Genomic DNA, 13993 nt, shown 5'->3' with positions numbered 1-13993 from the left:
TTTCTTTTATCCAGAACAAAAAAGCGTAAGCCGCGCAAAGTTAATAAAAGGTGATCTAAATATTTCCATTAATTACCATTATTACACTCTAGCTACAACAACCTCCTGGTTTTCATCCTGAACAATACAAATCGTGCCGAAAAAGCAATTTTATTTTATATTTTAAAATTTATTTATTATTTATAAATCAAAGGTTTAATGTTAATAAGCCTACATTCTTGAGGCTTTATACCCTCTCCATTCTGACGCAATATGATCCATATCAAATTCTCCCCTATACTCCTTTGTTAGTATTTAATTGTTGAATAATTTTGGGAGACGTTAGTGTGAAAGCTGGCAACCCGTTTGATTTGAGAGTACCGTCTGAAATGGCCCTCTTCGCTGAAGAGGCTGGCGTCTATAAGGCGACGAAACATCCCTTCACCACTTTTTTCCTTGCAATTACTGCTGGCGTTTTTATTTCAATTGCTTTTGTTTTTTATATTACGGCAACCACAGGGACAGAAACCGTTCCGTGGGGGCTGGCAAAACTGGTTGGCGGTATCTGTTTCTCACTGGGACTGATGCTGGTGGTCGTTTGTGGTGCAGACTTGTTTACCTCAACCGTTCTCACTATGGTAGCAAAAGCCAGTGGACGCATTACCTGGAGCCAGTTAGCTAAAAACTGGATTAACGTTTATATCGGAAATTTCTTCGGCGCAATGTTCTTCGTTGGGCTGATTTGGTTTGCCGGCCAATATATGGTGGCTAATGGTGCATGGGGATTAAATGTTCTGCAAACGGCTGATCATAAAATGCACCATACTTTTATTGAAGCACTGTGTCTGGGTACGCTTGCTAACCTGATGGTATGCATGGCGGTCTGGATGAGCTATTCGGGGCGAACGCTGACCGACAAAATGTTGGCGATGGTCTTACCCGTTGGCATGTTTGTTGCGAGTGGTTTCGAGCACAGTATTGCTAACATGTTCATGATTCCGCTGGCCATCGTTATTAAGGATTTTGCTGCCCCAGAGTTCTGGCAAGCGACAGGAACCACAGCAGCACACTTCTCAAGCCTGACCGTCAGCAATTTTGTTATCGACAATCTCATTCCAGTCACTCTCGGTAACATTATCGGCGGCGGCCTGCTGGTAGGCTTGACCTACTGGGTTATTTATCTGCGAGAAGGCGATCATCATTGATTGCCAGCAATGTAATTTGGCCCCGCTGCGCAACGACGGTGGGAACGAAAAAAATTCTAGTCATTAAGGTAGGTATCAAATGAGCGACCACAATGAAAAACAGGCCATTGCCTGGGAAAGCTTTGCAGCAGGTGAGTGGCAGAACAGCATTAATGTTCGTGATTTTATCCAAAAAAACTATACGCCTTATGAAGGTGACGAAACGTTCCTGAGCGGCGCTACCGCAGCCACCACGGCGTTGTGGGATAAGGTTATGGAAGGCATTAAGCTGGAAAACCGCACCCATGCGCCAGTCGATTTTGATACCGATCTGGCATCCACTATCACTTCACATGATGCTGGTTATATAGATAAAAAGCTGGAAACCATTGTTGGTTTACAAACTGAAGCACCTCTGAAACGCGCGCTGATCCCTTTTGGCGGCATCAAGATGGTAGAAGGTTCCTGTAAAGTTTACGGTCGCGAGTTAGATGCTGGCCTGAAAAAAGTTTTTACTGATTATCGTAAAACCCATAACCAGGGCGTGTTTGATGTTTACACGCCCGATATCCTGCGCTGCCGCAAATCAGGCGTACTGACCGGTTTACCAGATGCTTATGGTCGTGGTCGCATCATTGGTGATTATCGTCGCGTTGCGTTATACGGCATTGACTTACTGATGAAAGATAAATTCGCTCAGTTCACCTCACTGCAGAGCGATATGGAAAACGGCGTAAACCTTGAAGCGACAATCCGTCTGCGTGAAGAGATTGCCGATCAGCATCGTGCGCTACAACAGATTAAAGAGATGGCAGCCAAATACGGTTGCGATATCTCCGGGCCAGCTAAAACCGCTCAGGAAGCAGTACAGTGGACTTACTTCGGTTATCTGGCTGCGGTGAAATCACAGAATGGCGCAGCAATGTCCTTTGGGCGCGTATCAACATTCCTTGATATCTATATCGAACGCGATCTGAAAGAGGGCAAAATTACCGAGGAAGCCGCTCAGGAGCTTATCGATCATCTGGTAATGAAGCTGCGTATGGTTCGCTTCCTGCGTACGCCGGAATATGACGAACTCTTCTCTGGCGACCCAATCTGGGCCACAGAGTCTCTGGCTGGTATGGGTGTAGACGGCCGTACGCTGGTGACAAAAAACAGCTTCCGCTTCCTCAATACCCTTTACACAATGGGTCCATCACCTGAACCTAACATGACCATTTTGTGGTCAGAGAAATTGCCACTTAACTTCAAAAAGTATGCGGCAAAAGTCTCAATTGATACGTCATCCGTTCAGTATGAAAATGACGATCTGATGCGTCCAGACTTTAACAACGATGATTATGCTATCGCCTGTTGCGTAAGCCCAATGATTGTTGGCAAACAAATGCAGTTCTTCGGTGCACGAGCAAACCTCGCTAAAACCATGCTTTACGCTATTAATGGCGGCGTGGATGAGAAGTTAAAAATGCAGGTTGGCCCTAAAGAAGCGCCAATGATGGATGAAGTGCTGGACTATGAGAAAGTCATGGCTCGCATGGATCACTTTATGGACTGGCTGGCCAAACAGTATGTTACCGCGCTTAACGTCATCCACTATATGCATGATAAATATAGTTATGAAGCCTCACTGATGGCGCTGCACGATCGCGATGTGTATCGCACTATGGCATGTGGTATTGCTGGTCTGTCAGTTGCTGCTGACTCACTTTCCGCAATTAAATATGCAAAAGTTTCCACCATCCGTGATGAAGACGGTCTTGCCGTTGATTTCAAAATCGAAGGTGAATATCCGCAGTTTGGTAATAATGATGCTCGCGTCGATGATATCGCCTGCGACCTTGTTGAACGTTTCATGAAGAAAATTCAGAAACTGCAGACTTACCGTAATGCGGTGCCAACACAATCAGTACTGACTATCACTTCAAACGTGGTTTACGGCAAAAAAACAGGTAACACACCAGATGGTCGCCGCGCCGGTGCACCATTCGGACCTGGGGCTAACCCAATGCACGGTCGTGACCAGAAGGGTGCTGTCGCTTCTCTGACGTCAGTAGCAAAACTCCCGTTTGCTTACGCGAAAGACGGCATCTCTTACACCTTCTCCATCGTACCAAACGCGTTGGGTAAAGATGATGACGTACGTAAAGCTAACCTTGCGGGGCTGATGGATGGTTACTTCCACCATGAATCCAGCATTGAAGGCGGTCAACATCTGAATGTAAACGTAATGAACCGTGAGATGCTGCTTGATGCGATGAATGACCCTGAGAAATATCCTCAGCTGACTATTCGTGTTTCAGGCTATGCAGTACGTTTCAACTCACTGACCAAAGAGCAACAGCAGGACGTTATTACCCGCACCTTCACTCAGACTATGTAACTTCATCTCTCTGAGAAGCAAAGGCTCCACGCCGCTGGAGCCTTTTCTCAGTCTGATTTGCCAGCCTTCTCAGGCCATTCGCCTCAGGCGGCTGGCAAAACAGATTTAACGCAGCTAAGACTGCGTCCCTGCCAGCAACGCAGGTCTACTATGGAGAATTCATCGCAATGTCAGTCACTGGTCGTATTCACTCATTTGAATCCTGTGGGACCGTTGATGGTCCCGGCATCCGTTTTATCACCTTCTTTCAGGGTTGCCTGATGCGCTGCCTGTATTGCCATAATCGTGATACATGGGATACGCACGGCGGCAAGGAAATTACTGTTGAAGAGCTGATGAAGGATGTTGTCTCCTACCGTCACTTCATGAATGCTTCCGGCGGCGGCGTAACGGCATCCGGCGGAGAGGCTATCCTGCAAGCCGAATTCGTGCGTGACTGGTTCCGCGCCTGTCATGCAGAAGGGATTAATACCTGTCTGGATACCAATGGTTTTGTACGCCGTTACGACCCGGTTATTGATGAATTACTGGACGTTACCGATCTGGTGATGTTAGATCTGAAACAGATAAATGATGACGTTCACCAGATACTTGTCGGGGTCTCGAACCGGCGTACGCTGGATTTTGCGCGTTACCTTGCGAAGAAAAATATTCGTACCTGGATACGTTACGTGGTGGTCCCGGGCTATTCAGATGATGATGAGTCTGCCCATCGCCTTGGTGAATTTACCCGAGATATGGGAAACGTCGAAAAAATTGAGCTTTTGCCCTATCACGAACTGGGTAAGCACAAATGGATAGCGATGGGAGAGGAATATAAGCTGGACGGCGTTCATCCGCCGAAAGCCGAAACCATGGAACGGGTAAAGCATATACTCGAAGGCTACGGCCACAAGGTTATGTATTAAACCAGGGCGGATTTCTCCGCCCTGCTCTTTTAAACCGTCGGCTTTATTTTTAGCACTTATGCATGGGCAATCGGTGTGGCATGCTGATCGGCCTTACGCAACAGCATAACCAGATAGATAAATGCTACGGCGGCAATCATGACAAACAACACCCGATCGGAGTAATTTTGCATCAGTAACGATGTCAGCGCGGGGCCGGCAAGGCTTCCCAACGTGTAGCTGAGCAACAGTGCCTGATTCATAGACACCAGCTCATGATGCGACACTTTCTCACAGGCCCATGACATAGCGACGGGATAAAGTGTAAAACCTGCACAGCCTAAAACGAATAATGCTGGTGCCATGGCAGTATTACTGAGCATGGCCAGTGCGCCCAGAATGACGCCAAAAACCTGCACGCGAAGCACCAGCAAACGACCATAACGGTCGGCAAGTCGTCCGACCGGCCATTGCCCGATAATACCCGCGCTAATAAGCAGCGCCATCCAGTATCCGACGTTCGCGTCGCTCATGCCCTGATGGGAAAGATAAAGCGGCATCAGGCCGTACAGCGAGCCCAACAGAATCCCAGAAATAATGCAGCCGTTAATGCCAAGACGTGCACTGCGACGACGCAACATAGACCACATACGGCCTGACGTTTCTTCATCCTCAGACTTTGCCGTAATCTGAGTAAAAATCAGAGGTAAAATGGCCGCAACAATAAAACCGGTCACCCAGGGCAGGACATGCAGCAGGCCGGTAGACATTTTACTAACCAGGAGCTGTCCGGCAACCGTTCCCAGGTAATAAACGATCATATAGGCAGCCAGTAGCTGGCCGCGATTACGAAGCGTTCCGCTGCACAGTAAAGCACTTTCCACCACTACCCAAATTAGCGCGCAACCAATTCCTGCAACAAAGCGCCATAAAGACCACGAAAGAAATCCGCTTTCCAGTCCTAAAGCTGCCGTAGCCAGAGCAAAAGTAATCGAGGCGATATAATAAGCGCGATTAAAACCGAGTCGCTTAATCAACCAGCCTGCGAGTAATGCCCCCACCAGGTTGCCCGTAAAATAAGATGAACTTACGCCACCCACTTGCCAGGTTGGCAACGCATCATGGGTAAGCCACAGCGGCACCAGCGTATTCAGCACGGCGATAGAAATGGTCAATAGCAGCAGGCCGCAAAGCAGCATAATTACGGGACGGGACCAGGTTGACATAGTCAGGAAACTACCAAAACAGCAGAGGATTTGGCGCGCATAATGCCACTCGCCAGATTAAAGTCAACGGCCAAAAATCGCATGCAGCACGATTTGCTGCGAACCGATTTAATTTTTTTATCTTCAATAAGTTAACGCAACAACGTTGCCAGGCTGTAATTACGTTATCTCTATGAAAAATGAGCGTATTAACAAAAATACCGCTTTCATTATCGATGATTTTTATTGCTGATAAAGAAACGAATTTCAGATGTTTTTAAAGGCTTACGGATAAAAAAACCTGCAGACAAAGCCGCAGGTTTTTTATAACGCGCTGAGCGTCAGCCAATAAATTCAAGGCCTTTCATATACGGACGCAGTACTTCAGGAACAGCAATACGGCCATCAGCCTGCTGATAGTTCTCCAACACCGCGACCAGGGTACGCCCTACAGCCAAACCTGAACCATTCAGAGTATGAACAAGGCGCGGCTTTTTCTCGGTTTTACTGCGGCAGCGAGCCTGCATGCGACGTGCCTGGAAATCACCCATATTGGAACAGGATGAAATTTCACGGTAAGTGTCCTGAGCCGGGAGCCACACTTCCAGATCGTAGGTTTTGCAGGAACCAAAGCCCATATCACCGGTACACAGCAGCACTTTACGGTAAGGCAATTCCAGCAGCTGCAGCACTTTTTCTGCGTGCCCAACCAGCTCTTCCAGCGCCTGCATGGAATCTTCCGGACGCGTGATTTGCACCATTTCAACTTTGTCGAACTGATGCATGCGGATCAGACCGCGGGTATCACGACCGTAAGCGCCCGCTTCAGAACGGAAGCACGGAGTATGAGCAGTCAGTTTTAACGGCAGGGACTCTTCTTCAAGGATTTCATCGCGAACCAGGTTAGTCAGCGGGACTTCAGACGTTGGGATCAACGCATAATCACTGGCAGAAGCTTCTTCTGCCAGTGGACGAGTATGGAACAGATCTTCACCAAACTTCGGCAGCTGTCCGGTACCGTACAGAGAAGTATGGTTGACCAGGTAAGGAACATAAGTTTCCAGATAGCCATGCTGCTCAGTATGCAGATCCAGCATAAACTGGCTGAGCGCACGGTGCATCAGCGCAATCTGCCCTTTCATGACCACAAAACGTGAACCGGTTAGCTTCACCGCAGCGGCAAAGTCCAGCCCGGCAGCCATTTCGCCCAGTTCAACATGATCGCGTACTGCAAAATCATAGTGGCGCGGCTCGCCCCAGCGACTCACTTCCAGGTTATCGCTATCGTCTTTACCGAGAGGGACTTCATCAACCGGAATGTTCGGTATAGCTAAGGCAACGTCACGAATTTGGTTCTGTAATAGATCAAGTTCCGCTTTGGCCGCATCCAGGCGTTCGCCCAGCACGTTCACTTCCTGACGTAACGGCTCGATGTCTTCCCCACGCGCTTTGGCCTGCCCGATAGATTTGGATCGGGAGTTACGTTCTGCCTGCAGGGTTTCCGTTTCGACCTGGAGGACTTTGCGGCGTTCTTCCTGCGAGCGCAGCGTGTCAACGTCCAGCTTAAAGCCCCGGCGTGCCAGTTTTTCAGCGACTGCGTCTGGCTCATTACGCAGCAGATTAGGATCGAGCATGCTTGTCCTGTGATAAGTATTTAATTAAAGAAGGGCGCATCCGCACGGCGAATACGTTGAATTCCTTGCTAACCTTACCGCAACGTTAATGTTAGCGATAGCGTTTTGTCGGGCTATTTTGATCCTGCTCAGCGAGCCAGGTGAGCTTTTCACCAATCTTCCCTTCCAGCCCTCGCGAGGTGGGACGGTAATAGCGAGTCATCGCCATTTCAGCCGGGAAATAGTCCTCGCCTGCCGCATAAGCATTCGGTTCATCGTGAGCGTAACGATACTCTGCACCCAGCCCCATCTCTTTCATCAATTTAGTTGGCGCATTGCGCAAGTGCTCAGGAACATCGTAGTCCGGGTTATCGCGAGCATCACGCATTGCTGCTTTAAAAGCGGTATAAACAGCGTTACTTTTCGGTGCGCAAGCCAGGTAAACGATCGCCTGTGCAATTGCCCGCTCGCCTTCAGCCGGGCCAACACGGGTAAAACAATCCCATGCTGAAATCGCCACCTGCATACCGCGAGGATCGGCATTACCGACATCTTCAGAAGCAATAGCAAGCAACCGACGGGCAACATACAAAGGATCGCCGCCTGCGGTAATAATGCGGGCATACCAGTACAAAGCCGCATCGGGCGCGGAGCCTCGGACAGATTTATGCAGCGCAGAGATCAGATCGTAATAACGATCGCCTTTATTGTCGAATCTGGCGCTACGCTCGCCTGATACTTCATTCAGGAGTTGCACCGTGAGCGTGCGCAGGCCTTTGCTGTCCACTTCGGCCATATCGGCCATCATTTCCAACGTATTTAAAGCTCGCCGGGCATCACCGCTAACTAATTCAGCTACCATCCGCCGGGTTTCGTCTGGCAGAACAATATTTTGCTTGCCGTAACCCCGCGCCTCATCCTTCATCGCCTGATCCAGCACGGTTTCAATATCTTCGCGGGTAAGGGACTTCAGCAAATAGACACGTGCCCGGGAAAGTAACGCCGAATTCAATTCAAAGGAGGGATTTTCAGTAGTCGCGCCAATGAACGTGATAGTGCCATCTTCAATGTGCGGTAAAAAAGCATCCTGCTGGCTTTTGTTGAAGCGATGCACCTCGTCCACAAACAGAATCGTGCGTCGTCCTGCATTGCGGTTTTGACGTGCACGTTCAATAGCCTCACGAATTTCTTTAACGCCAGAGGTCACCGCGGAGATACGTTCAACGTCAGCCTGGCCATAATGACCAATAATTTCGGCCAGCGTCGTCTTTCCGGTGCCCGGCGGCCCCCAGAGGATCATCGAGTGCAGATGCCCCGCTTCAATTGCCCGGGGCAAAGGTTTACCCGCTGCCAGAAGATGCTGCTGACCAATATATTCGGCAAGCTTACGGGGCCGCATGCGTGCGGCCAATGGCTGAAATTCGTTGTGGGAGAAATCCAGAGACAGACTGCTCACGCTAACCTCACTGACGTTGATCGTCCAGCGTCACGCCTTTTGGCGGCGTAAACTTGAACTTATCGGCTGCGACAGCACCATTCTGCTGACTTTTGAGCGCATAGCTGCTGCGCTGGCCATCTTGTTCTACCGCACTGAACTGGTTAATGGTTCCGCTTTTGGAAACGTTAATGGTGAACTGCTTCAAATTGCCATCGGCCGATTTCGGCGTCAGTTCAAAATTATCACCCAGCTGCGTGATGTTGTATTGTTTCCAGTCATTACCCTGATTACGGGCAATCAGCATAAACGGCGTATTGCTGGTGGCATTCTTCAGCCAGGTAGCGCTGACCTGCTCAACAAAAGGGTTATAGAACCACAGCGTTTCGCCATCTGAAATCAGGATACTTTCATCAGGGGCGGTCATATGCCAGTTGAAAAGATTAGGGCGTTTAACCCACAGTTCACCTTCACCATCCTGGACGGATTGGCCGCTGCCGTCAGTCACTTTTTGCGTAAAGCTGGCATGGAAGCTTTTCACTTTGTCCAGACGCTGCTGCAGATCGGAAGAGGCGTCAGCCAGCACGCTGGCAGAAGAGAAAGCAGCAAGCAGACAGCAGGAAATCATTAATTTTTTCATCAGGGCATCCTTATTGAAACTATTTTATCCCGGTTAGCGGGTAAACCTGTGTGGATAACTGTAGCCGGACTGCAACGATTGCAACAGGAGATTAACCTTAATCCCCTGACGGACAGAGTAGATATGGGGATATCGCGTGCAAACTCAACGGGCCGGATTATCCCGGCCCGCTGCTTAGCGTTTGCTGCTATTACATTTCATGGGGCGGTGGCGAGAGGACTTCCCGGTTACCGTTATGACCCGGCGTCGACACAATACTTTGTGCTTCCATCTGCTCAATAATTCGGGCCGCACGGTTATAACCGATACGGAACTGGCGTTGCACCCCAGAAATGGAAGCCCGTCGTTTTTCAACCACGAACGACACTGCCTGATCGAACAGAGGATCCAGTTCTTCATCAGCATCAAGACCGAGCGCACCGCTTTCGCTTTCCTCACCAGCAGTAATGCTTTCGATATACTGAGGGCGCCCGCGTGCTTTCCAATCCTGTACGACCGCATGAACCTCCTGATCAAGGACAAATGCGCCATGAACACGCATTGGCATTGAGGAGTTCGGCGGCATATACAGCATGTCCCCCATTCCCAACAGCGATTCGGCTCCGCCCTGATCGAGGATCGTGCGGGAGTCGATTTTACTGGAAACGGTAAAGGCAATACGCGTTGGTATGTTCGCCTTAATCAACCCGGTAATAACATCAACAGAAGGACGCTGTGTAGCCAGAACCAGATGGATACCGGCAGCACGCGCTTTCTGCGCCAGACGAGCAATCAGCTCTTCCACTTTCTTACCAACCGCCATCATCAGATCGGCGAACTCATCAACCAATACAACAATGTAAGGCAGTTTTTCCAGCACCGGCGGCGTAGTATCCATGCTGTCACCCGGTTTCCAGAAAGGATCCGGAATAGGACGACCCATCGCTTCAGCCAGCTTCACTTTCTCGTTATAGCCAGCCAGATTACGCACGCCCAGTGCGGACATCAGCTTATAGCGTCGCTCCATCTCACCGACACTCCAGCGCAGCGCGTTCGCCGCATCCTTCATATCGGTGACCACTTCAGTCAGCAAATGCGGAATACCTTCGTAAACCGACAGCTCCAGCATTTTTGGATCGATCATGATAAAGCGAACTTCTTCCGGCGTAGCTTTATAAAGCATGCTGATGATCATGGCGTTCACGCCAACAGACTTACCGGAGCCCGTTGTACCGGCAACCAGCAAGTGTGGCATTTTTGCCAGATCCGCCACGACTGGCTGTCCTGCAATATCTTTACCCAGCACAACAGCTAGCGGTGAAGGATTGTCACGGAACTTATCGCACTCAAGTACTTCACGCATGTAAACCGTCTGACGATGCTTATTAGGCAGCTCAAGACCCACGTATGGCTTACCTGGAATAACTTCCACTACACGTACCGCTACGGCAGAGAGTGAACGAGCAAGGTCACGTGAAAGATTAGAAATACGAGCCGCTTTAACACCCGGTGCCAAATCCAGTTCAAAACGTGTGATCACCGGCCCCGGCGAAATACCGACTACTTCAGCTTTAACGCGATAGTCAGCCAGGCGAGCTTCAACCAGTCGAGCGGTTTGCTCCAGGGCAAACATGTCTACGGGCTCAGCTTCTGCTGGCGGTGCCGTCAACAAATCAAGCGTTGGCAATGGCGTAGTCGGTTTTTCCAACGGCTGTTCATGTCGTACCAGGAACGGATGAAACAGGCTGTCGGCCATTGGATTGGCGGCTTCTGGCTGCTGAACCGGGGCTTCCGGCTGGGCAGCCTGCCATGACGGCGCAGCTTGCTGAACCGGGGCTTCCGGCTGAGCGGCCTGCCATGACGGCGCAGCTTGCTGAACCGGGGCTTCCGGCCGAGCGGCCTGCCACGATGGCGCAGCTTGCTGAACCGGGGCTTCCGGCTGAGCGGCCTGCCACGATGGCGCAGCTTGCTGAACCGGGGCTTCCGGCTGGGCAGTCTGCCATGACGGGGCAGCTTGCTGAACCGGGGCTTCCGGCCGAGCGGCCTGCCACGATGGCGCAGCTTGCTGAGCCTGCGTCTGTTGTGGAGCCTGGCTGTGTTGCTGCCACTGGGGCTGCTCAACAGGCTTAACAGTTTCTTCCGCTACGGCAGATAAGGTAAACAGCGGCTCACTTGGGCCATCGTCGACCAGATCGTCCATTGGTGAAAAATCGAATGCGCCCGCAGTATCCAGTTTCAGCGCAGCATTATTTTCCGGCTCTGGCTGCCCGTAACGTTGATTCTGCTGTCCGGCAAACTGACGTGCAAGCTCAGCCTGATGCTGTGCTTCCTCTTCATCTTCCTCAGCGTAACTTTCACCGTAGCGCGTCTGTTGCTGAGCCATGAAAGCCTCGCGCAAATGCGCTTCCTCCTGTACCTGAGCATCCGTATTAGTTTCAACGGCGGCCTGCTGCTGGCGCAGTTCCTCTTCTTTAGCCTTCTCTTCGGCAATGCGCTGTGAAGGAAGTTTGATGCCATAAGAAGCGAGCTCACGGCGTGTAGGAAGCTTTACCGGATTAGGACGAGGTAACTCAGGCCCGATACCTTGCTTAACCTGCGGATTAGCCGCTTCACTGGTTGCGCTGAAGCCCGGCATAAAGGCGCCGGATGCCGCCGCCGCTTTCGCTGCTTCAGCCGTCATGCTGCCCGCCACAATATCTGCTGGCTGAGAAGATGCTGAGGAAGAGAAATCAAACGGTGAGCCTGACGCTTCACGCCAGTTGCCCATGCTCGGACCTTCATCTTCTGCAACCGGCACGGATGGCGCAGGCGTTTCCGCTGGCACTTCAAACCGGTAAAGCTCTGGCGGCACACTTGCCGTCGCGACCGGAGTCGTTGACGCAGGTTGTTGCGTCGCGACCTGCGTTGGGATCGAGGCAGAGACAGGTGGAGAGACAGCCTGAGACGCGGGCAGAGTAGGCGCTTCAGGTGCCAGAGGCCGAGCCGTGATAATGGCCGGGGCTTCCGAAGAACGCTGAGCAACAGCCGCAGCAACGGGTTTGCTCAGCAACGGATCGTGGTCATCCTCTTCATATTCTTCTTTATCATCATGAACTTTTTTCGGCGCTGATAACAAAATATCGTGCTCATCGTCATCATGTGCCTGAAGTTTTAATGATGAAGCCGCTTCGTCATGTTCTTGCTCCTCATCATCTTCATGCCACCGCTCGTCATGACGAGACCGGTTGCTGGCAAAGGTCAGAACGCCCATAACCGCAGCGCCGATCTTTTCAGCAATCGTCAACCATGACCAGCCGGTGTAAAGCGTCAGCCCAGCGGCCCAAACGCACAACAGCGTTAACGTCCCGCCTGCGCCATTGAACCAGGGAGCCATAGCATTACTCAGCAGGCTGCCGATGACGCCGCCAGAAGCGAAATACCAGATATCATCTGCATTCAGCGCGGCCAGGCCGCAGGAAGTCACCACTAATGCCAGCACGCCAATCAAACGCAACGCCACGGCAAAATAGTCGATGTAATCCTGAGAATGTCGCTGACGGAACGTGATCCAGCACAGCCCCAGAATAACGGGAGGGATGGCATAGGCCATGACGCCAAAAATGAAAAACAGCGTATCCGCAAGCCAGGCGCCAACGCCGCCGCCCAAATTATGGATAGGTTCATGCCAGGCGGTTTGCGACCAGCTGGGATCGGAAGGATTGAAGCTCAGCAATGCTACCATCAGGTAAACGGCGAAAAGAGCAACAATGATTAATAACGCTTCCAGCAGACGACGCCCACTGCTCAGCGGTTGTAACGAAACTTCTTTATCTTCTGTGTATTCCTGGCTCAAGAGTACTCTCCAGGTGCCTGTAAACTATGAAGGCAACAGCGCCGGGTATGCCCGACGCTGAACCTGTATGAATTCACAGGAGTGTACCGAAAACTACCAGGTTTTGCACCTGCCCTGTGTTACCGCGTTTTAATGACTAAGCGGTTACTTTGCTTCACTTCTTCCATGACCACGTAGGTCCGCGTATCGTTCACGCCAGGCAGGCGTAGCAGGGTTTCCCCCAACAATTTACGGTAGGCAGACATATCGGGTACGCGGGTTTTCAGCAGATAGTCAAAATCGCCTGAAACAAGATGACACTCTTGAGTTTCCTCAAGTTTTTGTACGGCGGCGTTAAATTGCTCAAACACGTCGGGTGCGCCACGATTCAGAGTAATCTCAACGAATACCAGTAGCGATGCATCCAGATAATGCGGGTTCAACTGGGCAGTATAGCCAAGAATAAACCCCTGCCTTTCAAGACGACGCACACGCTCAAGACACGGCGTAGGTGATAAGCCCACTCGTTTCGAAAGCTCGACGTTGGAGATGCGGCCATCCTTCTGCAACTCATTAAGGATATTACGATCGATCCTGTCGAGATCTTTTCCAGGTCGTTTTTTATTGTCTACCATTATTATTGTCTCTCTTAATGCCTTCCCTTTACCTGCCATACTCTGGACGTATTCACTGTACAGAGTTGTTCTAAGTGAAGTCTGGAGCCTGTTGCGAAATAAAACGCCCATCCGCCTGACGCATGCTGTCTGTCCACACCATGCGTCATGACCAATGACAGACTGAGTTTATTCGGCTGATGCGCCAAAACAGGGAAAACCTGCGTTTGCCAGCCTGAATCCTCTCCGCTTCCTACACTGTT

The 13993-nt window shown here is 50.8% G+C and carries 9 protein-coding genes; 3 read left to right on the top strand and 6 right to left on the bottom strand.

Annotated elements, in window-relative coordinates; all coding sequences use genetic code 11:
- Positions 1–326 precede the first annotated feature (326 nt).
- The 3 genes from focA to pflA all read left to right on the top strand — a co-directional run bounded on the left by focA (position 327) and on the right by pflA (position 4454).
- Complete coding sequence (gene focA, locus EHV07_RS07655) at positions 327–1184, top strand: formate transporter FocA (RefSeq protein WP_147196615.1); 858 nt, start codon at positions 327–329, stop codon at positions 1182–1184.
- 79 nt (positions 1185–1263) lie between these two features.
- Complete coding sequence (gene pflB, locus EHV07_RS07650; protein ID WP_147196613.1) at positions 1264–3546, top strand: formate C-acetyltransferase; 2283 nt, start codon at positions 1264–1266, stop codon at positions 3544–3546.
- A gap of 167 nt (positions 3547–3713) precedes the next feature.
- Entirely contained in the window at positions 3714–4454 is a 741-nt protein-coding gene (pflA, locus tag EHV07_RS07645; protein WP_147196611.1) for a pyruvate formate lyase 1-activating protein, read from the top strand.
- Positions 4455–4510: 56 nt separating this feature from the next.
- On the opposite strand, the gene EHV07_RS07640 is transcribed toward pflA, so the two are convergent.
- From EHV07_RS07640 to lrp, 6 genes are all read right to left on the bottom strand, one after another.
- Positions 4511–5659 (bottom strand): MFS transporter, encoded by a 1149-nt coding sequence (locus EHV07_RS07640; protein ID WP_147196609.1) that lies wholly within the window; start codon positions 5657–5659, stop codon positions 4511–4513.
- Between the two features lie 320 nt (positions 5660–5979).
- Positions 5980–7272, bottom strand: a complete 1293-nt coding sequence (serS, locus tag EHV07_RS07635; protein ID WP_147196607.1) for a serine--tRNA ligase — start codon at positions 7270–7272, stop codon at positions 5980–5982.
- A gap of 91 nt (positions 7273–7363) precedes the next feature.
- Positions 7364–8707 (bottom strand): replication-associated recombination protein A, encoded by a 1344-nt coding sequence (locus EHV07_RS07630; RefSeq protein ID WP_147196604.1) that lies wholly within the window; start codon positions 8705–8707, stop codon positions 7364–7366.
- A 7-nt stretch (positions 8708–8714) separates the two neighbouring features.
- A complete protein-coding gene (gene lolA, locus EHV07_RS07625) occupies positions 8715–9326 on the bottom strand; it encodes an outer membrane lipoprotein chaperone LolA (RefSeq protein WP_147196602.1) in 612 nt (203 codons plus the stop codon).
- A 190-nt stretch (positions 9327–9516) separates the two neighbouring features.
- A complete protein-coding gene (locus EHV07_RS07620; RefSeq protein WP_147196599.1) occupies positions 9517–13137 on the bottom strand; it encodes a DNA translocase FtsK 4TM domain-containing protein in 3621 nt (1206 codons plus the stop codon).
- A 119-nt stretch (positions 13138–13256) separates the two neighbouring features.
- Positions 13257–13751 carry a leucine-responsive transcriptional regulator Lrp gene (gene lrp, locus EHV07_RS07615; RefSeq protein ID WP_006118610.1) on the bottom strand — a complete coding sequence of 165 codons (495 nt, stop codon included), beginning with the start codon at positions 13749–13751 and terminating at the stop codon, positions 13257–13259.
- Between the last annotated feature and the right edge of the window lie 242 nt (positions 13752–13993).

Origin of the sequence: Pantoea sp. CCBC3-3-1 (genome assembly GCF_007981265.1) — a bacterium.
Taxonomy (GTDB): Bacteria; Pseudomonadota; Gammaproteobacteria; order Enterobacterales; family Enterobacteriaceae; genus Erwinia.
This window is presented reverse-complemented; position numbering and strand designations above follow the sequence as displayed.